General features: G+C 71.3%; 17 protein-coding genes. 9 read left to right on the plus strand and 8 right to left on the minus strand.

Features of this window, described 5'->3' with window-relative positions:
* The first annotated feature begins 30 nt into the window (after positions 1 to 30).
* Positions 31 to 930 carry a phosphoribosylaminoimidazolesuccinocarboxamide synthase gene (locus tag GKE56_RS13730; protein WP_154685010.1) on the plus strand — a complete coding sequence of 300 codons (900 nt, stop codon included), beginning with the start codon at positions 31 to 33 and terminating at the stop codon, positions 928 to 930.
* Here the strand turns inward: GKE56_RS13730 and GKE56_RS13735 are convergent.
* The gene (locus tag GKE56_RS13735) at positions 927 to 1379 is read right to left on the minus strand and encodes a nitroreductase/quinone reductase family protein (protein ID WP_195908129.1); all 453 of its coding nucleotides are present in this window, start codon (positions 1377 to 1379) and stop codon (positions 927 to 929) included. The two genes, GKE56_RS13730 and GKE56_RS13735, sit on opposite strands and share 4 nt — an antisense overlap.
* A gap of 167 nt (positions 1380 to 1546) precedes the next feature.
* On the opposite strand from GKE56_RS13735, the gene purS reads away from it, so the two are divergent.
* From purS to GKE56_RS13760, 5 genes are all read left to right on the plus strand, one after another.
* A complete protein-coding gene (purS, locus tag GKE56_RS13740; RefSeq protein WP_154685012.1) occupies positions 1547 to 1804 on the plus strand; it encodes a phosphoribosylformylglycinamidine synthase subunit PurS in 258 nt (85 codons plus the stop codon).
* Positions 1801 to 2472 (plus strand): phosphoribosylformylglycinamidine synthase subunit PurQ, encoded by a 672-nt coding sequence (gene purQ, locus GKE56_RS13745; protein WP_154685013.1) that lies wholly within the window; start codon positions 1801 to 1803, stop codon positions 2470 to 2472. The genes purS and purQ overlap by 4 nt, the downstream gene beginning before the upstream one ends.
* A complete protein-coding gene (gene purL / locus GKE56_RS13750) occupies positions 2469 to 4769 on the plus strand; it encodes a phosphoribosylformylglycinamidine synthase subunit PurL (RefSeq protein WP_230208979.1) in 2301 nt (766 codons plus the stop codon). The genes purQ and purL overlap by 4 nt, the downstream gene beginning before the upstream one ends.
* A gap of 2 nt (positions 4770 to 4771) precedes the next feature.
* A complete protein-coding gene (locus GKE56_RS13755) occupies positions 4772 to 5971 on the plus strand; it encodes an ATP-binding protein (RefSeq protein WP_154685014.1) in 1200 nt (399 codons plus the stop codon).
* Between the two features lie 241 nt (positions 5972 to 6212).
* Entirely contained in the window at positions 6213 to 6575 is a 363-nt protein-coding gene (locus tag GKE56_RS13760) for a sterol carrier family protein (protein WP_154685808.1), read from the plus strand.
* A gap of 50 nt (positions 6576 to 6625) precedes the next feature.
* Here the strand turns inward: GKE56_RS13760 and GKE56_RS13765 are convergent, their stop codons facing one another.
* Genes GKE56_RS13765 through GKE56_RS13775 form a run of 3 tightly spaced genes read right to left on the minus strand, consistent with a single transcriptional unit; the run spans position 6626 to position 9533 of the window.
* Positions 6626 to 7693, minus strand: a complete 1068-nt coding sequence (locus tag GKE56_RS13765) for a Gfo/Idh/MocA family protein (protein ID WP_154685015.1) — start codon at positions 7691 to 7693, stop codon at positions 6626 to 6628.
* Entirely contained in the window at positions 7678 to 8475 is a 798-nt protein-coding gene (locus GKE56_RS13770) for a spermidine synthase (RefSeq protein WP_230208981.1), read from the minus strand. Before GKE56_RS13770 ends, GKE56_RS13765 begins: the two co-directional genes overlap by 16 nt.
* An 11-nt stretch (positions 8476 to 8486) precedes the next feature.
* Positions 8487 to 9533, minus strand: a complete 1047-nt coding sequence (locus tag GKE56_RS13775; RefSeq protein ID WP_154685017.1) for a zinc-dependent alcohol dehydrogenase family protein — start codon at positions 9531 to 9533, stop codon at positions 8487 to 8489.
* A gap of 66 nt (positions 9534 to 9599) precedes the next feature.
* Here GKE56_RS13775 and GKE56_RS13780 point away from each other — a divergent pair, with 66 nt between their 5' ends.
* Entirely contained in the window at positions 9600 to 10463 is an 864-nt protein-coding gene (locus tag GKE56_RS13780; protein ID WP_154685018.1) for an LLM class flavin-dependent oxidoreductase, read from the plus strand.
* Positions 10464 to 10504: 41 nt separating this feature from the next.
* Here the strand turns inward: GKE56_RS13780 and GKE56_RS13785 are convergent, their stop codons facing one another.
* The 4 genes from GKE56_RS13785 to GKE56_RS13800 all read right to left on the minus strand — a co-directional run bounded on the left by GKE56_RS13785 (position 10505) and on the right by GKE56_RS13800 (position 14273).
* The gene (locus tag GKE56_RS13785) at positions 10505 to 11251 is read right to left on the minus strand and encodes an anti-sigma factor domain-containing protein (RefSeq protein WP_154685019.1); all 747 of its coding nucleotides are present in this window, start codon (positions 11249 to 11251) and stop codon (positions 10505 to 10507) included.
* Positions 11248 to 11901, minus strand: coding sequence for a sigma-70 family RNA polymerase sigma factor (locus GKE56_RS13790; RefSeq protein WP_154685020.1), 654 nt, complete (start codon positions 11899 to 11901; stop codon positions 11248 to 11250). Before GKE56_RS13790 ends, GKE56_RS13785 begins: the two co-directional genes overlap by 4 nt.
* 24 nt (positions 11902 to 11925) lie before the next feature.
* Complete coding sequence (locus GKE56_RS13795) at positions 11926 to 12570, minus strand: fasciclin domain-containing protein (RefSeq protein ID WP_154685021.1); 645 nt, start codon at positions 12568 to 12570, stop codon at positions 11926 to 11928.
* 107 nt (positions 12571 to 12677) lie between these two features.
* Positions 12678 to 14273 (minus strand): molybdopterin-dependent oxidoreductase, encoded by a 1596-nt coding sequence (locus GKE56_RS13800; protein WP_195908130.1) that lies wholly within the window; start codon positions 14271 to 14273, stop codon positions 12678 to 12680.
* Positions 14274 to 14353: 80 nt separating this feature from the next.
* Between GKE56_RS13800 and GKE56_RS13805 the strand changes: the two genes are divergently transcribed.
* Both GKE56_RS13805 and purF read left to right on the plus strand, forming a co-directional pair.
* Positions 14354 to 14578, plus strand: coding sequence for a hypothetical protein (locus GKE56_RS13805; protein WP_154685023.1), 225 nt, complete (start codon positions 14354 to 14356; stop codon positions 14576 to 14578).
* 21 nt (positions 14579 to 14599) lie between these two features.
* Complete coding sequence (gene purF, locus GKE56_RS13810; protein ID WP_154685024.1) at positions 14600 to 16138, plus strand: amidophosphoribosyltransferase; 1539 nt, start codon at positions 14600 to 14602, stop codon at positions 16136 to 16138.
* Positions 16139 to 16141: the final 3 nt, after the last annotated feature.

The following is a 16141-nucleotide window of genomic DNA, read 5'->3' on the forward strand; positions in this document are numbered from 1 at the left end:
CAGGCCACCTCGGCTGGAAGGATGTGCGCCATGACGTCCTCCCAGCCGCTTGAGCTGCCCGGCTACGCCCGCGTCTACTCCGGAAAGGTGCGCGACCTCTACGCGCCGCTCGACGAGTCCGGCAAGACCCGTGACGACCTCCTGCTGCTCGTCGCCAGCGACCGGCTGTCGGCCTACGACTACGTGCTCGACTCGCCGATCCCGGACAAGGGCGCGGTCCTGACCCAGCTGTCCCTGTGGTGGTTCGAGCAGCTGGCCGACCTCGTGCCCAACCACGTCGTCTCTACCGAGGTCCCTGCGGCGGTGGCCGGTCGCGCGGTCCTCGTGCGGCGCCTCGAGATGCTGCCGGTGGAGTGCGTGGCGCGGGCCTACCTCACCGGGGGCGGCCTGAGCGAGTACGTCGCCGACGGCCACGTGAGCGGTGTTGCGCTGCCGCCCGGGCTCGTCGACGGTTCGCGCCTGCCCGAGCCGGTCTTCACCCCCTCGACCAAGGCGCCGCTGGGTGAGCACGACCAGCCGATGCCGTATGCCGACGTGGAGCGTGCCGTGGGCGCCGAACGGGCCGCCCAGGTCCGAGACCTCACGACGGCGATCCTGGCCCGGGGCAACGAGATCGCGGCGGAGCGAGGCATCCTCATCGCCGACACCAAGGTCGAGTTCGGGCTCGCGGGGGACGACGTGGTGCTGGCCGACGAGGTGCTGACCCCCGACTCGTCGCGGTTCTGGCCGGCCGATCTCTGGGAGCCCGGGCACCCGCAGCCGTCGTACGACAAGCAGTTCGTCCGCGACTGGCTGACCTCGCCGGCGAGTGGGTGGGACCGTGCCTCTGGCGAGGCTCCGCCCGCGTTGCCCGAGGACGTCGTGGCTCAGACGCGGTCCAAGTACGTCGAGGCATACGAGCGCCTGACCGGGCGCAGCTTCGCTTCCTAGGCGCCGAGCGACGGTTCGGCGAGGGGGGTGAGCAGCGCCAGGGGGATCGTGCGATTCCCCTTGGTGCTGTAGTCCGCGAAGAACGGAGCGCGAGCGACCACGACGTCGCGCCAGACGTCGTCCCGCTCGGTGCCGAGCAGCTCGCGGACCCCGACCCGGAACTGTCGACGGCCAAGCTGGACCGTGGCCGCAGGGGTCTTCCGCAGGTTCTTGAACCATTGCGGCTCCTGGGGCATCCCTCCGGCGGAACCGGCCACCACGTAACCGCCGGCATGCTCGAAGCAGCTCACCGCGCTCGTGTGGGGCTGGCCGGTCCTGCGGCCCGGGACGGTGAGGAGAATGATCGGCAGCCCCTTGACCGTGCCCCCGATCCGGCCTCCCGACGCCTTGTACAGCGACACCATCATGCTGGCGCCGGCCTTCATGGCCGCCTTCATCACCGGGTTCATGGGGTCCTCCTTGGTGCCGCGTCCCATCTCGGACGGTCCTCCCCGCCCCGAGCGGTGTCAACGGGCCGGACCGCGCGGCATACCCACCGGCGGGCGCGGATAGACTGCGGACGCTTCCCTCCCGCGCGAGCGCAGGTACCAACTCCAGCAGACACGGAGACACCCGAATGGGCCACGTCGTCATTGACGTCATGTTGAAGCCAGAGATCCTCGACCCGCAGGGACAGGCCGTCAACGGCGCCCTTCCCCGGCTCGGGTTCGAGCAGTTCACCGACGTGAGGCAGGGCAAGCGCTTCGTCCTGACCGTCGACGGTGACGTCACCGACGAGCACCTGGCTGCCGCCGCGGAGGCGGCGGAGAAGCTGCTGTCGAACCCGGTGATCGAGGACGTTGTCTCTGTCCGCGCAGAGGACCGCGACCAGTGAAGATCGGGGTGGTGACCTTCCCCGGGTCGCTGGACGACCGCGATGCGGCTCGGGCCGTGCGCGCCGTCGGCGCTGAGGCGGTCAGCCTCTGGCACGGTGACGCAGACCTCAAGGGCGTCGATGCCGTGATCCTGCCTGGCGGGTTCTCCTACGGCGACTACCTGCGCTGCGGTGCGATCGCCCGGTTCGCGCCGGTCATGGACGCCCTCGTCCCGGCGGCCCGCGGCGGCCTGCCCGTGCTCGGCATCTGCAATGGCTTCCAGGTCCTCTGCGAGAGCCACCTGCTGCCAGGTGCGCTGATCCGCAACGACCACCGCAAGTTCAACTGTGTCGACCAGCGCCTTGTCGTCGAGAACAACCAGACCGCCTGGACCGGTGACTTCGAGACCGGCCAGGAGATCACCATCGTGCTCAAGAACGGCGAGGGCGGCTTCGTCGCCGACGACCGCACGCTCGACGAGCTCGAGGGCGAGGGCCGGGTGGTGTTCCGGTATGCCGGTGACAACCCCAACGGCTCCTACCGCGCCATCGCGGGCATCACCAACGAGAGCGGCACCATCGTCGGCCTCATGCCCCACCCGGAGCACGCCATCGAGCCGGGCTACGGCCCCTCGACCGACGGGCTCCCGTTCTTCACCTCCGTCCTGAAGCAGGTGGCAAACGCGTGACCGCACAGATCGAGCGGCCCGGTGTCGACACCGTCGGCCGCGCCGCCCAGACGCCTGACGTCGAGCAACCGTGGGTCGAGCTCGGCCTCAAGACCGACGAGTACGACCGCATCCGCGAGATCCTCGACCGTCGTCCGACGAGCGCCGAGCTCGCGATGTACTCGGTGATGTGGTCCGAGCACTGCTCCTACAAGTCGAGCAAGGTGCACTTCTCCCTCTGGGGCGAGAACACCACCGACGAGATGCGCGAGAAGCTCCTCGTCGGCATCGGCGAGAACGCTGGCGTCGTCGACATCGGCGACGGGTGGGCGGTCACCTTCAAGGTCGAGTCGCACAACCACCCGTCCTACGTCGAGCCCTACCAGGGCGCCGCGACCGGGGTCGGCGGCATCATCCGCGACATCATGTCGATGGGCGCGCGCCCGATCGCGATCATGGACCCGTTGCGGTTCGGCAACCTCAACCACCCCGACACCCAACGCGTGCTGCCGGGTGTCGTCGCCGGCGTGGGTGGCTACGGCAACTGCATCGGCCTGCCCAACATCGGCGGCGAGGTCGTGTTCGACGACTGCTACCAGGGCAACCCGCTCGTCAACGCCCTGTGCGTCGGTGCGATGCGCATCGAGGACATCCACCTCGCCAAGGCGTCCGGTGTCGGAAACAAGGTGATCCTGTTCGGGGCCAAGACCGGTGGCGACGGCATCGGCGGCGTCTCCGTGCTGGCCTCCGAGACCTTTGACGAGGGTGGTCCGACCAAGCGCCCGGCGGTGCAGGTGGGCGACCCGTTCGCCGAGAAGGTGCTCATCGAGTGCTGCCTGGACCTGTATGCCGCGCACGTGGTCGACGGCATCCAGGACCTCGGCGGGGCTGGGCTCTCGTGCGCCACTAGCGAGCTCGCCTCCAACGGCGACGGCGGCATGCAGATCGAGCTCGACCGCGTTCCACTGCGCGACGCCTCACTGCGGCCCGAGGAGATCCTCATGTCGGAGTCCCAGGAGCGGATGATGGCGGTCGTCGCACCCGAGCACCTCGACGAGTTCCTGGCGATCACCGACCGCTGGGACGTCGAGGCCACCGTGCTCGGCGAGGTCACCGACGGCGACCACCTCGTCATCACCTGGCACGGCGAGGTCATCGTCGACGTGCCCCCGCGTTCGGTGGCCCACGAGGGCCCGACCTACCACCGCCCGCTGGAGCGGCCGGCATACCTCGACGCGTTGCAGGCCGACGTCCCTGACACCTTGGCGCGTCCTCAGGACGGCGCCGGGTTCCGCGCCGACCTGCTCACCCTGCTCGCCTCGCCCAACCTGTGCGACAAGTCGTGGGTCACCGACCAGTACGACCGCTACGTGCTCGGCAACACCGCGCTCGCGATGCCGGACGACGCGGGCGTCGTCCGCGTCGACGAGGAGACCGGGCGCGGCGTCGCCGTCTCGACCGACTGCAACGGCCGGTTCGCCAAGCTCGACCCGTATGCCGGTGCGCAGCTCGCGCTGGCCGAGTCCTACCGCAACGTCGCGACCGCCGGCGCCACACCCCTGGCCGTCACCGACTGCCTCAACTTCGGGTCGCCGGAGGACCCGGGCGTCATGTGGCAGTTCCGTGAGGCCGTGCGCGGCATCGCCGAGGGCTGCAAGACCCTGGGCATCCCGGTGACCGGCGGCAACGTGTCGTTCTACAACCAGACCGGTGACGTCGCGATCCACCCGACCCCGGTCATCGGCGTGCTCGGCGTCATGGACGACGTCGCCCGCCGGACCCCGTCGGGCTGGAAGACGCCCGGCCAGGTCATCTACCTCCTCGGCGCCACGCGCACCGAGCTGGCTGGCGGCGAGTGGGCGAACGTCGTGCACGGTCACCTCGGCGGCCTGCCCCCGGTGGTCGACCTTGCCGCGGAGCAGCTCCTCGCCGACATCCTCGTCAACGCCAGCCGCGACGGCCTGGTCGACGCCGCCCACGACCTGTCCGACGGGGGCCTGGCCATCGCCCTGGCCGAGGCGACGATGCGGCACGGAGTCGGGGCGCGGATCTGGCTCGATGCCGTGTGCGAGCGCGACGGAATCGACCCGTTCACGGCGTTGTTCAGCGAGTCGACAGCCAGGGCGATCGTCGCCGTGCCGCGCTCTGAGGAGGTGCGGTTCACCGACATGTGCACCGCCCGCGGCCAGGTGCACGCGCGGATCGGCGTGGTCGACGACGAGACCGACGGCCTCGACGTGCAGGGTCACTTCTCGGTCGCCCTCGAGGACCTGCGCGAGGCGCACACCCGAACCCTCCCTGCGGTGTTCGGCCGGTAGCCGTGGCGGTCAGCACAGAAGCGACGAGGGGTTCGGAGTTCTCGCCGCAGGATCTCGCCCGTCGACGGGCGATCGACGAGTACGGCGTGGTGGGCTGGGCCCCCGAGCCCAACCTCCAGGGGTTGGTCGAGCTGGCCGCTCGGCTCTGCGACGTCCCCACCGCCGTCATCAACATCATCGACGAACGCCTCCAGCACCAGGTCGCGGCGGTCGGCTTCGCGCCCGACGTGTGTGCGCGGGAGGATTCCATGTGCGCCCGGGTCATCGAGAGGCCGCAGAACGTCGTCGTCCCCGACGCCCGGCTCGATCCCCGCTTTGCCACCAACCCGTTCGTCACCGGTGAGATCGCGACCGTCCGCTTCTATGCATCGAGCCCGCTCGTCACGCCGGCGGGCGTCGTCATCGGCACCCTCTGCGTCTTCGACGAGGTCCCCCGCCAGCTCACCCCGACCGCGGCCGGGGGGCTGGAGGTGCTCGCGGGCCAGATCATCGACGTCCTGGAGCTGCGCCGAATCACCGCCGAGCTGAAGCGTTCCAACGAGCAGCTCTCGCACTTCGCCGCCCAGGTCAGCCACGACCTGCGCAACCCGCTCGCGGCCTTGGCGGGTTTCCTCGAGATCACGGCGGACTCCCCGGAGATGGTCCAGGCGCCCGAGGCCAGCCGCGCCCTGGCCCGCGCCGAGTCCAGCGTGCGCCGGATGCAATCGATGGTCTCCGACCTGCTCGACTTCGCCAGCATCGGTGGTCGGGTGGCCCGGTTGCCGGTCGACCTCCAGGAGCAGGCGCGGGCGGTCGTCGAGGACCTCTGCTCAGACGACGCCGAAGCCCGCAGCGCCGTCGAGGTGAGCGGCCTGCCGATGGTGCCTGGCGATCGCACGCTGCTCCGCGTGCTCCTGCAGAACCTCGTCGCCAACGCCCTGAAGTTCAGCCGGTCACGGTCGGGTGGGGTGCGGGTGACGGTGTCGGCGTCGCGGGTCGCTGGTGGCTGGCGGATCGCCGTGGACGACAACGGTCCGGGAGTTCCGCCGGCCGACCGGGAGCGCGTCTTCAGGCTGCTCGAGCGTGGCACCCGTCCCGACGTCGAGGGCTGGGGCATCGGCCTGAGCACCTGCCAGCGGATCGTCGAGGCCCACGGCGGTCGCATCGGGATCGATGACTCACCCCTCGGAGGGGCCAGCGTCTGGGCAGTCCTTCCTGACTGACCGACTGCCCGGACGACTGCCCTGACTACTGCCCGGACGACTGCCCTGACTACTGGCCTGACGGCGTCGAACGGCCCGGTCGCGCTACCCCCTGCGCGGCCGGGCCGTTCGTCCCCTGTGTTTCCCCGACTGTGACAGTAGGCCGGGTGCTGGCCAGTCGTACATGGGTAGAAGTACCCATTTTCGGCATGGCCCGGAGGGGCTAGTCACCGGAATGTCCGGTCGTGCGACGATTCCGGGTATGCCGCCGCGCCGCCGAGTTCCCGTCGCCGAGGGCGCTGCCGCAGTGCGGCGATGGCGTGAGGGTCCGACCTCGGTCGAGCGGCCGATCCTGGCCGCCGCCGTGCGGTACACCCTCGAAGAGCTCGCCACGGTGGCGCCGGGTCGCAGCGTGGAGGTGCGGGTGCCGCCGTTCGGGGCGGTGCAGTGCGTCGAGGGCACCACCCACACCCGCGGCACCCCGCCCAACGTGGTCGAGACGGACGCCCAGACCTGGCTCGCCGTGGCGACGGGGCAGCTCGGCTGGCAGGCGGCCTGGGAGGCCGGCTCGCTACGGGTGAGCGGCCACCGGGCAGACCTCACGGCATACCTGCCTCTGGTCTGAGTGCCGGTCTGAGTGGGGTCCGAGCGGCCGGCTGAGCGGTCGCGCAGGTCTCACTCGCCGGGGTAGCGCACCCCGACCTGTGCGCGGACCTGGTCGAGAGCGGTCATGATCGCCACCGTCTCGTCGAGTGGCATGAGCGGTGACTCGAGCTCGCCCGCCACGACCCGTCGCGCCACCTCGGCCGCCTGGAAGTGCAGGCCGTGGTCACGGTCACGCGGTTCGAACCGGTCGAGCTCGGAGCCGTCGGTGTCGACCAGTCTGATGGCGGCGCCGGCACTGTAGAAGTCGCCGTCGAGCTCGAGGCGCGCTTCGGTGCCGCTGATCGAGGCGGTCGTGGGGGTCTTGGCGAGCATGGTCGTGCCGAGCAGGCCGAGACCACCGTTCGTCGCCGTGACGGTGATGGCGTCCTGGGCGTCGACGCCGAGCTCGGTCAGCTGGCCGGTGGCGCTGACCGATTCGAACCCCCCGAAGACCAGGTGGGCGAACGACACCGGATAGATGCCCAGGTCGAGCAGCGCCCCACCCGCGAGCTCGGGCTGGGCCAACCGCGCCGGGCCGCCCGGATGCAGCCGCTGGCCGTGGTCGGCCAGCACGGTGTGGACCTCGCCGAGGAGGCCCTGCTCGAGGCACTGCCGCACGACGTCGATGCGCGGCTGGAACCGCGTCCACATCGCCTCCATGGCGAACACGCCAGCGGCCCTGGCGGCATCCACCACCGAGCTCGCCTCGGCGGCGTTGCGGGTGAAGGCCTTCTCGACGAGCACGGGCTTACCGGCCTCGATCGCGAGCAGCGCCAGCGCTTGGTGCTCGGAGTGCGGTGAGGCGATGTAGACCACGTCCACGTCCGGGTCCGCGACGGCCGCGGCATACGAGCCGTATGCCGTCCTGACCCCGAACTCCCGCGCGAACGCCTCGGCGCGGGGCAGGCTCCGGGAGCCGACCGCCTGGAGCTGCTGACCGGTCCTCGCCCGCAGGGCGGACGCGAACGCGTGGGCGATGCCGCCCGGAGCGAGGATGCCCCAGCGCAGGGCCGGAGCACTCGCGGGGTCGGGCGTGCGCGGTGCGGGGAGTGAGAGGGCCACGGGCCCATCCTGCCGGTCGGTTACCGCAGCCGCCATTGGCCGGCCGGGGTCGGCGGCGGGGGAGAGGGCCGCGCGTCGTGGTCGGTGAACGGGGCGGCAGACCCCAGCGCGCGCGTGAGGGCGGTCCCGTCCAGGACCCGACTGGGGAACGGCGCCTTCGCGACCTGCCGCACGATCTCGGCGACAGGCAGCGGGACGCGCGACCCGACGAGCACGAGGTTGCCGAACCGGCGTCGCTTCCAGATGTCGACCTCGGCGACGGCGAGGGTGTGGGGCAGCTCGCTGGCCAGGGCGGCGTGGACGCGGGCCACGTGGCGGTGGTCCGGCTCGTCGGCGGCGTTCATGAGCACCACCCCGTCCTCGTGCAGGACCCGGGCGACGTCGGCGAACCATTCGGTGGTGGTGAGGTTCGCGGGCACCTGGCTGTCGGCGTACGCGTCCACGACGACTACCGCGGCGCTGTCGTCCTTGAGGGCGGCGACTCCCTGGCGCCCGGGCTGCGGCCGGACCCGGATCCGGTGTCCGCGTGGCAGGGGGAGCACCTGGCGCACCCGCTCGGTGAGGGCGGCGTCGGGTTCCAGGACGATCTGGGGCGACCCCGGCCGGGTGTGGTGGACGTACCGCGGCAGTGTCATGGCCGCGCCCCCCACGTGGGTCACCGCCAGGGGCCCTGTCCCGAGCGCGTCCAGGACGGCCGCGAGGTGCTGGACGTAGCCGAAGACGAGCAGTTCCGGGTCGCCCGGATGAACGTACGACTGGGGGTAGCCGTCGATGCTCACGGTGGTGCCGCCGTGAGCATCGGTCTCGACCTCGAACACGGCGGGCTGGCTCAGGGGCGCAGCAGGGACTTGATCGCCCGCCGCTCGTCCATGGCGGCATACGCCTCGGCCACCTCGGCGAGCGGCAGGTCGAGGTCGAAGACGGCACCGGGGTTGATGCTGCCGTCGAGGACGTCGTCACGCAGCTGCGGCAGGTACTGGCGGGCCGGGGCGATGCCGCCCGCGATGCCGACGTTGCGGGCGAACAGGTCCCGGACCGGGTACTCGATGCCGTGGGGGACGCCGACGTAGCCGACGGTGGCGCCAGGCCGGGCGGCGGCGATCGCGGTCTGCATCGACTCGTTGGTGCCGACGCACTCCAGCACGGCGTCCGCACCGACCCCGGCGGTGAGCTCGAGGACGGCCGCGACGGCCTCGTCCCCACGAACCTCGACGATGTCGGTCGCGCCGAACTCGCGGGCGATCCGCTGCCGGGGCTCGTGCCGCGACATCGCGATGACGCGCTCGGCGCCCAGGCGCTGGGCCGCGAGGACCCCGCTCAGGCCGACAGCCCCGTCGCCCACGACCACGACGGTGTCACCCTCCTGGACCCCGGCGGCCACCGCGGCGTGCCAGCCGGTGCCCATCACGTCGGACAGCGTCAGCAGGCTCGGCACCATGGCGTCGTCGGGCACCTCGCGGGTGGACACCAACGTGCCGTCGGCGAGGGGCACGCGGACGTACTCGCCCTGGCCGCCGTCGACCATCGCGCCGTCGCGGTCGTGGCCGCCCCAGAAGCCGCCGTGGTCGCAGCGGGACTGGATGCCGACGCGGCAGTGCGGGCAGGTGTTGTCGGAGTACATGAAGGGGGCGATGACGAAGTCGCCCGGGCGCACGCTGCGGACCTCGGCACCGACCTCTTCGACGATGCCGACGAACTCGTGACCGATCCGCGCGGCATGGGTGACCTCGTTGATGCCGCGGTACGGCCAGAGGTCGCTGCCGCAGACACAGGCTGCCGTGACGCGGACGATGGCGTCGGTCGGGGCGACGAGCCGCGGGTCGGGCACGTCTTCGATGCGGATGTCGCGGGGGGCGTGGAGGATCGTGGCCTTCATGGGCCCCAGCCTTTCACGGGCGGTGGGGCGCGGTCGTCCGTGGGCGGCACGGCATACGCTCGCGGCATGCGTTTCGGCATCACGATCCTGCCCGAGCACCGCTGGCCCGAGGCGGCTCCCCGATGGCGACGGGCCGAGGAGCTGGGCTTCGACCACGCCTGGACCTACGACCACCTGGTCTGGGCGGGGCTTCCGGACTCGCCGTGGTTCGGTGCACTGCCCACGCTGATCGCCGCGGCGATGGTGACGTCGACGATCCAGCTCGGCACCTTCGTCAGCTCGCCCAACTACCGGCACCCGTACCTGTTCCTGCGCGACCTGCTGGCAGTGGACGACATCTCCGGCGGGCGGTTGATCTGCGGCCTCGGCACCGGCGGCGACCTGGACTCGGGGGTCCTCGGCGACGACCTGCCGCTCAAGGCACGGGTGGACCGGTTCCACGAGTTCGTGGGGCTGCTCGACCGGCTGTTCCGCGAGGACCACGTCGACCATGACGGCGCGCACTACCGCACCGTGAACGCCCGCACCCTGCCCGGCCCCCTGCGCCCACCGCACCCGCCGTTCGTCATCGCCGCGAACGGGCCGCGCGTGCTGCGGCTCGCGGCGGCATACGGGCAGGGGTGGGTCACCTTCGGCACGGGCGGGGCCACGCTCGAGGAGTGGTGGGACGGCGTGGCCGAGCTCAGCCGCCGGCTCGACGCGGCTGAGGCAGAGGCGCAGCGTCCGCAGCCGCTCCGCCGCTACCTGTCCCTCGACGGCTCACCCCGGTTCTCGCTCGAGAGCGTCGGCCTGTTCGAGGAGCTCGTGGGGCGTGCGGCGGCCTTGGGCTTCACCGACGTGGTGTCCCACTGGCCGCGCCCCGACGGGGTGTATGCCGGCCGCGAGGCGATCCTCGACGAGGTCGCCTCGCGGCTCGACGACTGGCGCTGACGCCTGGTTGTGACGCCTGCGCGGACGCCTGCGCTCGTCGGCTAGGAGAAGCTGAACAGCGCGATCGGCGCGCTGGTCGGGGCTGGGGATCCGCCGGTCGGCTCCACCGTGATCCCGGCAGCGATGGCCTTGCTGGCATCGCCCTCGAGCGGCATCGTCAGGGTCGGCCTGGCGTCATGGGGCATCAGTCCCGCCGACACCATGCCCTTGCCCGGGAACTCCAGCCAGAGCTGGTAGTCCTTCCCGAGCGGGGCCGCCGGCATGTTGTCGGCGATGATGACCGCCTTGCCGAGCGACACGCTGCGCACGATCGTGGCGCGGGCGCTGCCGATCGTCTTCTGCAGGCGTTGGGCGTCGTCGGCGCGGAGCACCTGTTCGGTGGCGGTGAGCTGCGTGCGGCCTGCTCCCGTGTGCCACGGGCTCCACGCGAGGCCACCGATGCCGAGGACGACCGCGGCTGCCGCGGCGAGCAGCCAGGGCACCCGTGGACGCCGGGACCGCAGGGGCACGACGACCGAGGTGGCGTCGACGGCAGGCGGGGCGACGGGGGGTTCGAGCGGGGGCAGCGGGCGGACCGTGGTGATGGCCGCGAGCACCGAGGCCCGCAGGGCCGGCGGTGGCTGCGTCGCGCTGAGCGCGGACAGGTTGGTCGCCGTCGCCCGAAGGCTGGCCACCTCGGCCTGGCACTCAGGGCACTGGGCCAGGTGCTGCTCGAACGCCATGCGCTCCTCGGGGTCGAGGGCGTCGACGGCATACGCACCGGACAGGCCGTGGATGTCGGCGTTCATGGGTTCACCCCCAGGGTGTCTCGCAGTCGGATCAAGCCGTCGCGGATGCGGGTCTTGGCGGTGCCGAGCGGCACGCCCAGCAGCCCGGCCACCTCGGTGTGGGTGTAGCCCCCGAAGTAGGCCAGCTCGACGGCGCCGCGTTGGGTCTCGGTCAGGGAGTCGAGTGCGTGGCGCACGCGTTGGGCATCCAGACGACGTTCGACGGTGTCGGAGGTGACGTCGTAGTCGCGGTCGCGGTTTCGGGACCCGTAGACGTCCTCCCGGTTGGTGGAGGCCTGAGCCGAGCGCACCCGGTCGACGGCCTTGCGGTGGGCGATCGTCAGGATCCAGCCCAGGGGACTGCCCAAGGAGGGGTCGAACCTGGCGCTCGTGCGCCAGATGTCGAGGAACACCTCTTGGGTCACCTCCTCGGACTGGGACCTGTCGCGGACCACCCGCAGGACCAGGCCGTACACCCGGGCGGCGACCGCGTCGTACAGGTCGGCGAAGGCCGACTCGTCACCGCGGGCGCTGCACCTGAGGAGCTCGGCGAGGTCGGGCTGGCCGGGCTGGCTGGGCTGGCTGGGCTGGCCGAGCTCGGGGGCGACGCCCGGGCCAGCGCTCCCCCAGGACTGCGGGGGCCCTGGGGGAGTCGCTGGCATGGACACCATCATGGCGGATTCTGACCGGCGTTCTTACTTGGGGAGCAGGACGCTGTCGATGATGTAGACCGTGGCGTTCGCGGTCTGCACGTTGCCGCAGACGACGTTCGCCGTACCGACCTTGAACGACTCGCCCGACCCGGTGACCGAGATCGTGGTGCCGGCCAGGGTCTTGTGGTCACCCGCGAGCTGGTCCGGGGTGAGCCGGCCGGCGACGACGTGGTTGGTCAGGACCTTGGTCAGCAGACCCTTCGGGTCCTTCATCGCCGCGTTCAGGGTGGCCTTGGGGAGGGCCGCGAAGGCAGAGTTCGCCGGGGCGAAGACGGTGATGTCCTTCGCGGAGTTGAGCGTCTCGACCAGGCCGGCAGCCTTGACCGCACCGACGAGCTGGCTCAGGACGGGGTTGTTGCTCGCGGCGGTGGCGACCGGGTCGGTGGCCATGCCGGAGAAGGAACCCTTGCCGTCCTTCGGGACTGCCGAGCACGCGGCGCCGAACGGCGTCGCCGACATCGCGTCGGTCGTGGACGAGCTGGACGAGCTGGGCGAGCTCATCGCCGAGGTGCTCGATGAGGACATCGTCGAGGCGGCGTTGCTCGAGCCGGTGCTGCCACAGGCGGCGAGGCCGAGCGGCAGGGCGAGGGAGAGGGCAGCAATCGTGCTGCTTCGTGCGAGTCGCATGGTGTCGCTCCTTGGTGTGGGACGTTCTGACACCAGTGATTCGGGGCCGCGGCTGAGCCGGATTGCCCTGATACGCAGCAAGTTTCGGCGAGTTCGCGAGCGTTCCGTCAGGAGATCAGGACGACGACGGAGTGGTACCCCGAGGCGCCGTTGGGGAAGGGCGCGGCCTGCGTCTGCGTCTGTTGGGCTCCCGTGCCATCGGTGGCGCGCACCGTCAGCTCGTGGCGGCCGGAGGTCGCGTCCCAGGGCAGGTACCACTGGCGCCAGTAGTCGGTACCACCGTCGGGGCCGAGCGTGGCCTTCTGCCACGGGCCCTGGTCGATGCGGACCTCGACGCCCTCGATACCTCGTTCCTGGGCCCAGGCGACGCCACCGATGGCGATCCGGCCGGGCGGGTACGTCGCCAGCCCCATGGGGGTGTCGATCCGCGCCTGGGTCTTCACGTCGGCCTTCTCCGCCCACCCGCGCTGGGTCCAGTAGGCCTGCTGCGCGGCATACGTCGTGGCGGTGAGGCGAGTGACCCACTTCGTCGCGCCGACGTAGCCGTACAGCCCGGGGGTGACCATGCGCGCGGGGAAGCCGTGCTGAGCCGGCAGCGGCTGGCCGTCCATCGCCACGGCGATGATCGCGTCCCGCTGGTCGGTCAGTGCCTCGATGGGCGTCGAGATGGTCATGCCGTCTGTCGACTCGCTGAGGATCTGCTCCACGCCGGGCTTGACCTTGGCGGCCTCGAGCAGGTCGCGCACCCGGACGCCGAGCCAGCGGGTGGAGCTGATGAACGGGCCGCCGACCTCGTTGCTCACGCAGTTGAGGGTGATGTCGTGCTCGATCATCGGCATCGCGAGGAGCTGCTTGAACGACAGGGTCATCGGCTGCTCGACGTCGCCGTCGATGCTCAGGCGCCACGACGAGACGTCCACGCGGGGGATCACCAACGCGGTGTCGACCCGGTAGAAGTCCTTGTTCGGCGTGCGGAACGGGCTGATCCCCTTCACCGTGCCCTCGAGGCCGGTGGCCAGTGGAGGGAGGGGCGTCGTGGGCGCGGGCAACGTGAACGACGTGGGCAGGCTCGGTGCGGCCGACAGGTTCTGCCCGATGGTGCCGACCACCGCGGCGCCGGCCGTGACACCGGCGGCGCCGAGCAGGAAGCTGCGCCGCGGCGGCGTGGACGGGGTGCCCGGCGCGTATGCCGTGTGGTCCAGCGGCGACTCGGCCGACTCAGCCGCCCCGGCCGCGGAGGCCGGTGCGGCCCCAGCCGCCCGTAGGGCGAGCAGACCCCGCAGCCACGACAGGATGGCCGCGCCAGTGATCGCGGCGGCGAGCGCCGGGATGATGTCCTGCGGCAGCGCGGCGGGTCGGGTCATGGCGGCGAGGCCGGCCAGCCCGGCCAGGCCGACGAGGAGTACCAGCGCGACGGTCGGGCGTCGGCGGGCGACCAGGCCGATGCCCGCGGCAGCCAGGGCGGTCACGATGGCGACGCTGAGCAGGAGGATCGGCTTGTCGTTCGTGCCGAAGTGCTTGATCGCCCACTCCTTGACCGGGGTGGGCGTGGCGTCGATGACGGTCGAGCCGACGGAGAGCACGGGGGAGGCGGCCGGGTTGACGAAGGCGGCGACGAGGTGACCCACGGCCATCCCTGCGGCGGCAGCCACGAGGCCGCAGACGGCATAAGGCCACGTTCGGGTCCACCTGTTGCTGCTCATACTCACCATTCGTACCCCGTGGCCCGGCGGATGGGTCCCCCAGCGGGATTACGAGGTGGTGACGCCGTTATCGTGGTGGCGTGTCCAGGACCCGCCGTCAGCCCAACTTCGTCGCGTTCATCTCGACCGGCGTGATCCTGGGCTTCGTCGTCGGGTCGTTCGTGGGTTCCCGGGGTCCGGTCATGACCGAGTACGGCCACTCCTACACCTCCGGCTCGGCCGTGATGTTCATCGGCGTCCTGGGGGCATGTGTGTTCGGGTTGCTCGCGGCCGTCGTCGCGGTGCTGCTGGACCGGCGCGGCTGACGCCTGTGGGAGACTAGGGCCGTGGCACGCGGCGACGGACAGCTCTCCCACGATCTGCTTCCCGGCGAGAAGGGCCCGCAGGACGCCTGCGGGGTGTTCGGCGTCTGGGCTCCTGGCGAGGACGTCGCCAAGCTGACCTACTACGGCCTCTACGCGCTGCAGCACCGCGGCCAGGAGTCGGCGGGCATCGCCACCTCCGACGGGCACAGCATCCTGGTCTACAAGGACATGGGGCTGGTGTCCCAGGTCTTCGACGAGCGCTCCCTGGCCTCGCTGCGCGGTCACCTCGCGGTGGGCCACTGCCGGTACTCCACCACGGGTGGCTCCACCTGGGAGAACGCCCAGCCGACGCTCGGTGGCCACGCGGAGTCCACCGTCGCCCTGGCTCACAACGGCAACCTCATCAACTCCATCGAGCTGCGCGACCTCGTGGCCGAGCGTCGCGCCGACGGTTACGGCCATGCCGGCGGTGAGCTCGGCCGCGGCAACACGACGGACACCGCGCTGGTCACGGCCTTGCTCGCCGACGACCCCGACCGCTCGCTCGAGGCGGCCGCCCTCGACCTGTTGCCCCAGCTGCGGGGCGCGTTCTGCTTCGTCTTCATGGACGAGCACACCCTGTATGCCGCGCGCGACCCCCAGGGGATCCGTCCCCTGGTCCTCGGTCGGCTGGAGCGGGGGTGGGTCGTCGCCTCGGAGACCGCGGCGCTCGACATCGTCGGCGCCTCGATGATCCGCGAGGTCGAGCCGGGCGAGCTCATCGCCATCGACGAGGACGGCCTGCGCACGCAGCGGTTCGCTCCTGCCGAACCCAAGGGTTGTGTGTTCGAGTACGTCTACCTCGCCCGCCCCGACACGACGATCAACGGCCGCGGCGTGCACGAGTCGCGCGTCGAGATGGGTCGCACTCTCGCCCGGGAGCACCCGGTCGAGGCCGACATGGTCATGCCGACTCCCGAGTCCGGCACCCCGGCCGCCATCGGGTACGCCCAGGAGTCCGGGATCCCCTATGGCCAGGGGCTGGTCAAGAACTCCTACGTCGGGCGCACGTTCATCGCGCCGTCCCAGACGATCCGCCAGCTCGGCATCAGGCTCAAGCTGAACCCGCTGCGCGAGGTGATCAAGGGCAAGCGGCTCGTCGTGGTGGACGACTCGATCGTGCGCGGCAACACCCAGCGGGCGCTCGTCCGCATGCTGCGCGAGGCCGGGGCCGCCGAGGTGCACGTCCGCATCTCCTCCCCGCCGGTCCGCTGGCCCTGCTTCTACGGCATCGACTTCGCCACCCGCGCCGAGCTCATCGCGACCGGGATCGGTGTCGAGGAGGTCTGCACCTCGATCGGCGCAGACTCCCTCGGGTACATCTCGGAGGAGGGCATGATCGCCGCCACCGACCAGCCGGCATCCGCCCTGTGCACCGCGTGCTTCACCGGCTCGTACCCCGTCGGGGTGCCGAGCGCCAGCCACCTCGGCACCAACCTCTTCGAGACGCTGCCCCTCGACGTCGACGGAGTGTCGCTCGGCGTCAGCGGCGGCGCCGCTGACGCGCTCTCCCGCCCCTGAGCG

The sequence above is a fragment of the Nostocoides sp. HKS02 genome (assembly GCF_009707485.1).
Classification (GTDB): Bacteria; Actinomycetota; Actinomycetes; order Actinomycetales; family Dermatophilaceae; genus Pedococcus.

What these genes read in the sequence shown, in the direction of transcription:
- GKE56_RS13730 (WP_154685010.1), top strand. Translation starts at nt 31, where the DNA reads ATGACGTCCTCCCAGCCGCTTGAGCTGCCCGGCTACGCCCGCGTCTAC.
- GKE56_RS13800 (WP_195908130.1), bottom strand. Translation starts at nt 14,273, where the DNA reads ATGAGCAGCAACAGGTGGACCCGAACGTGGCCTTATGCCGTCTGCGGC.
- GKE56_RS13735 (WP_195908129.1), bottom strand. Translation starts at nt 1,379, where the DNA reads ATGAACCCGGTGATGAAGGCGGCCATGAAGGCCGGCGCCAGCATGATG.
- purS (WP_154685012.1), top strand. Translation starts at nt 1,547, where the DNA reads ATGGGCCACGTCGTCATTGACGTCATGTTGAAGCCAGAGATCCTCGAC.
- GKE56_RS13785 (WP_154685019.1), bottom strand. Translation starts at nt 11,251, where the DNA reads ATGAACGCCGACATCCACGGCCTGTCCGGTGCGTATGCCGTCGACGCC.
- GKE56_RS13765 (WP_154685015.1), bottom strand. Translation starts at nt 7,693, where the DNA reads ATGGCGGCTGCGGTAACCGACCGGCAGGATGGGCCCGTGGCCCTCTCA.
- GKE56_RS13795 (WP_154685021.1), bottom strand. Translation starts at nt 12,570, where the DNA reads ATGCGACTCGCACGAAGCAGCACGATTGCTGCCCTCTCCCTCGCCCTG.
- GKE56_RS13775 (WP_154685017.1), bottom strand. Translation starts at nt 9,533, where the DNA reads ATGAAGGCCACGATCCTCCACGCCCCCCGCGACATCCGCATCGAAGAC.
- GKE56_RS13790 (WP_154685020.1), bottom strand. Translation starts at nt 11,901, where the DNA reads ATGGTGTCCATGCCAGCGACTCCCCCAGGGCCCCCGCAGTCCTGGGGG.
- GKE56_RS13760 (WP_154685808.1), top strand. Translation starts at nt 6,213, where the DNA reads ATGCCGCCGCGCCGCCGAGTTCCCGTCGCCGAGGGCGCTGCCGCAGTG.
- GKE56_RS13780 (WP_154685018.1), top strand. Translation starts at nt 9,600, where the DNA reads ATGCGTTTCGGCATCACGATCCTGCCCGAGCACCGCTGGCCCGAGGCG.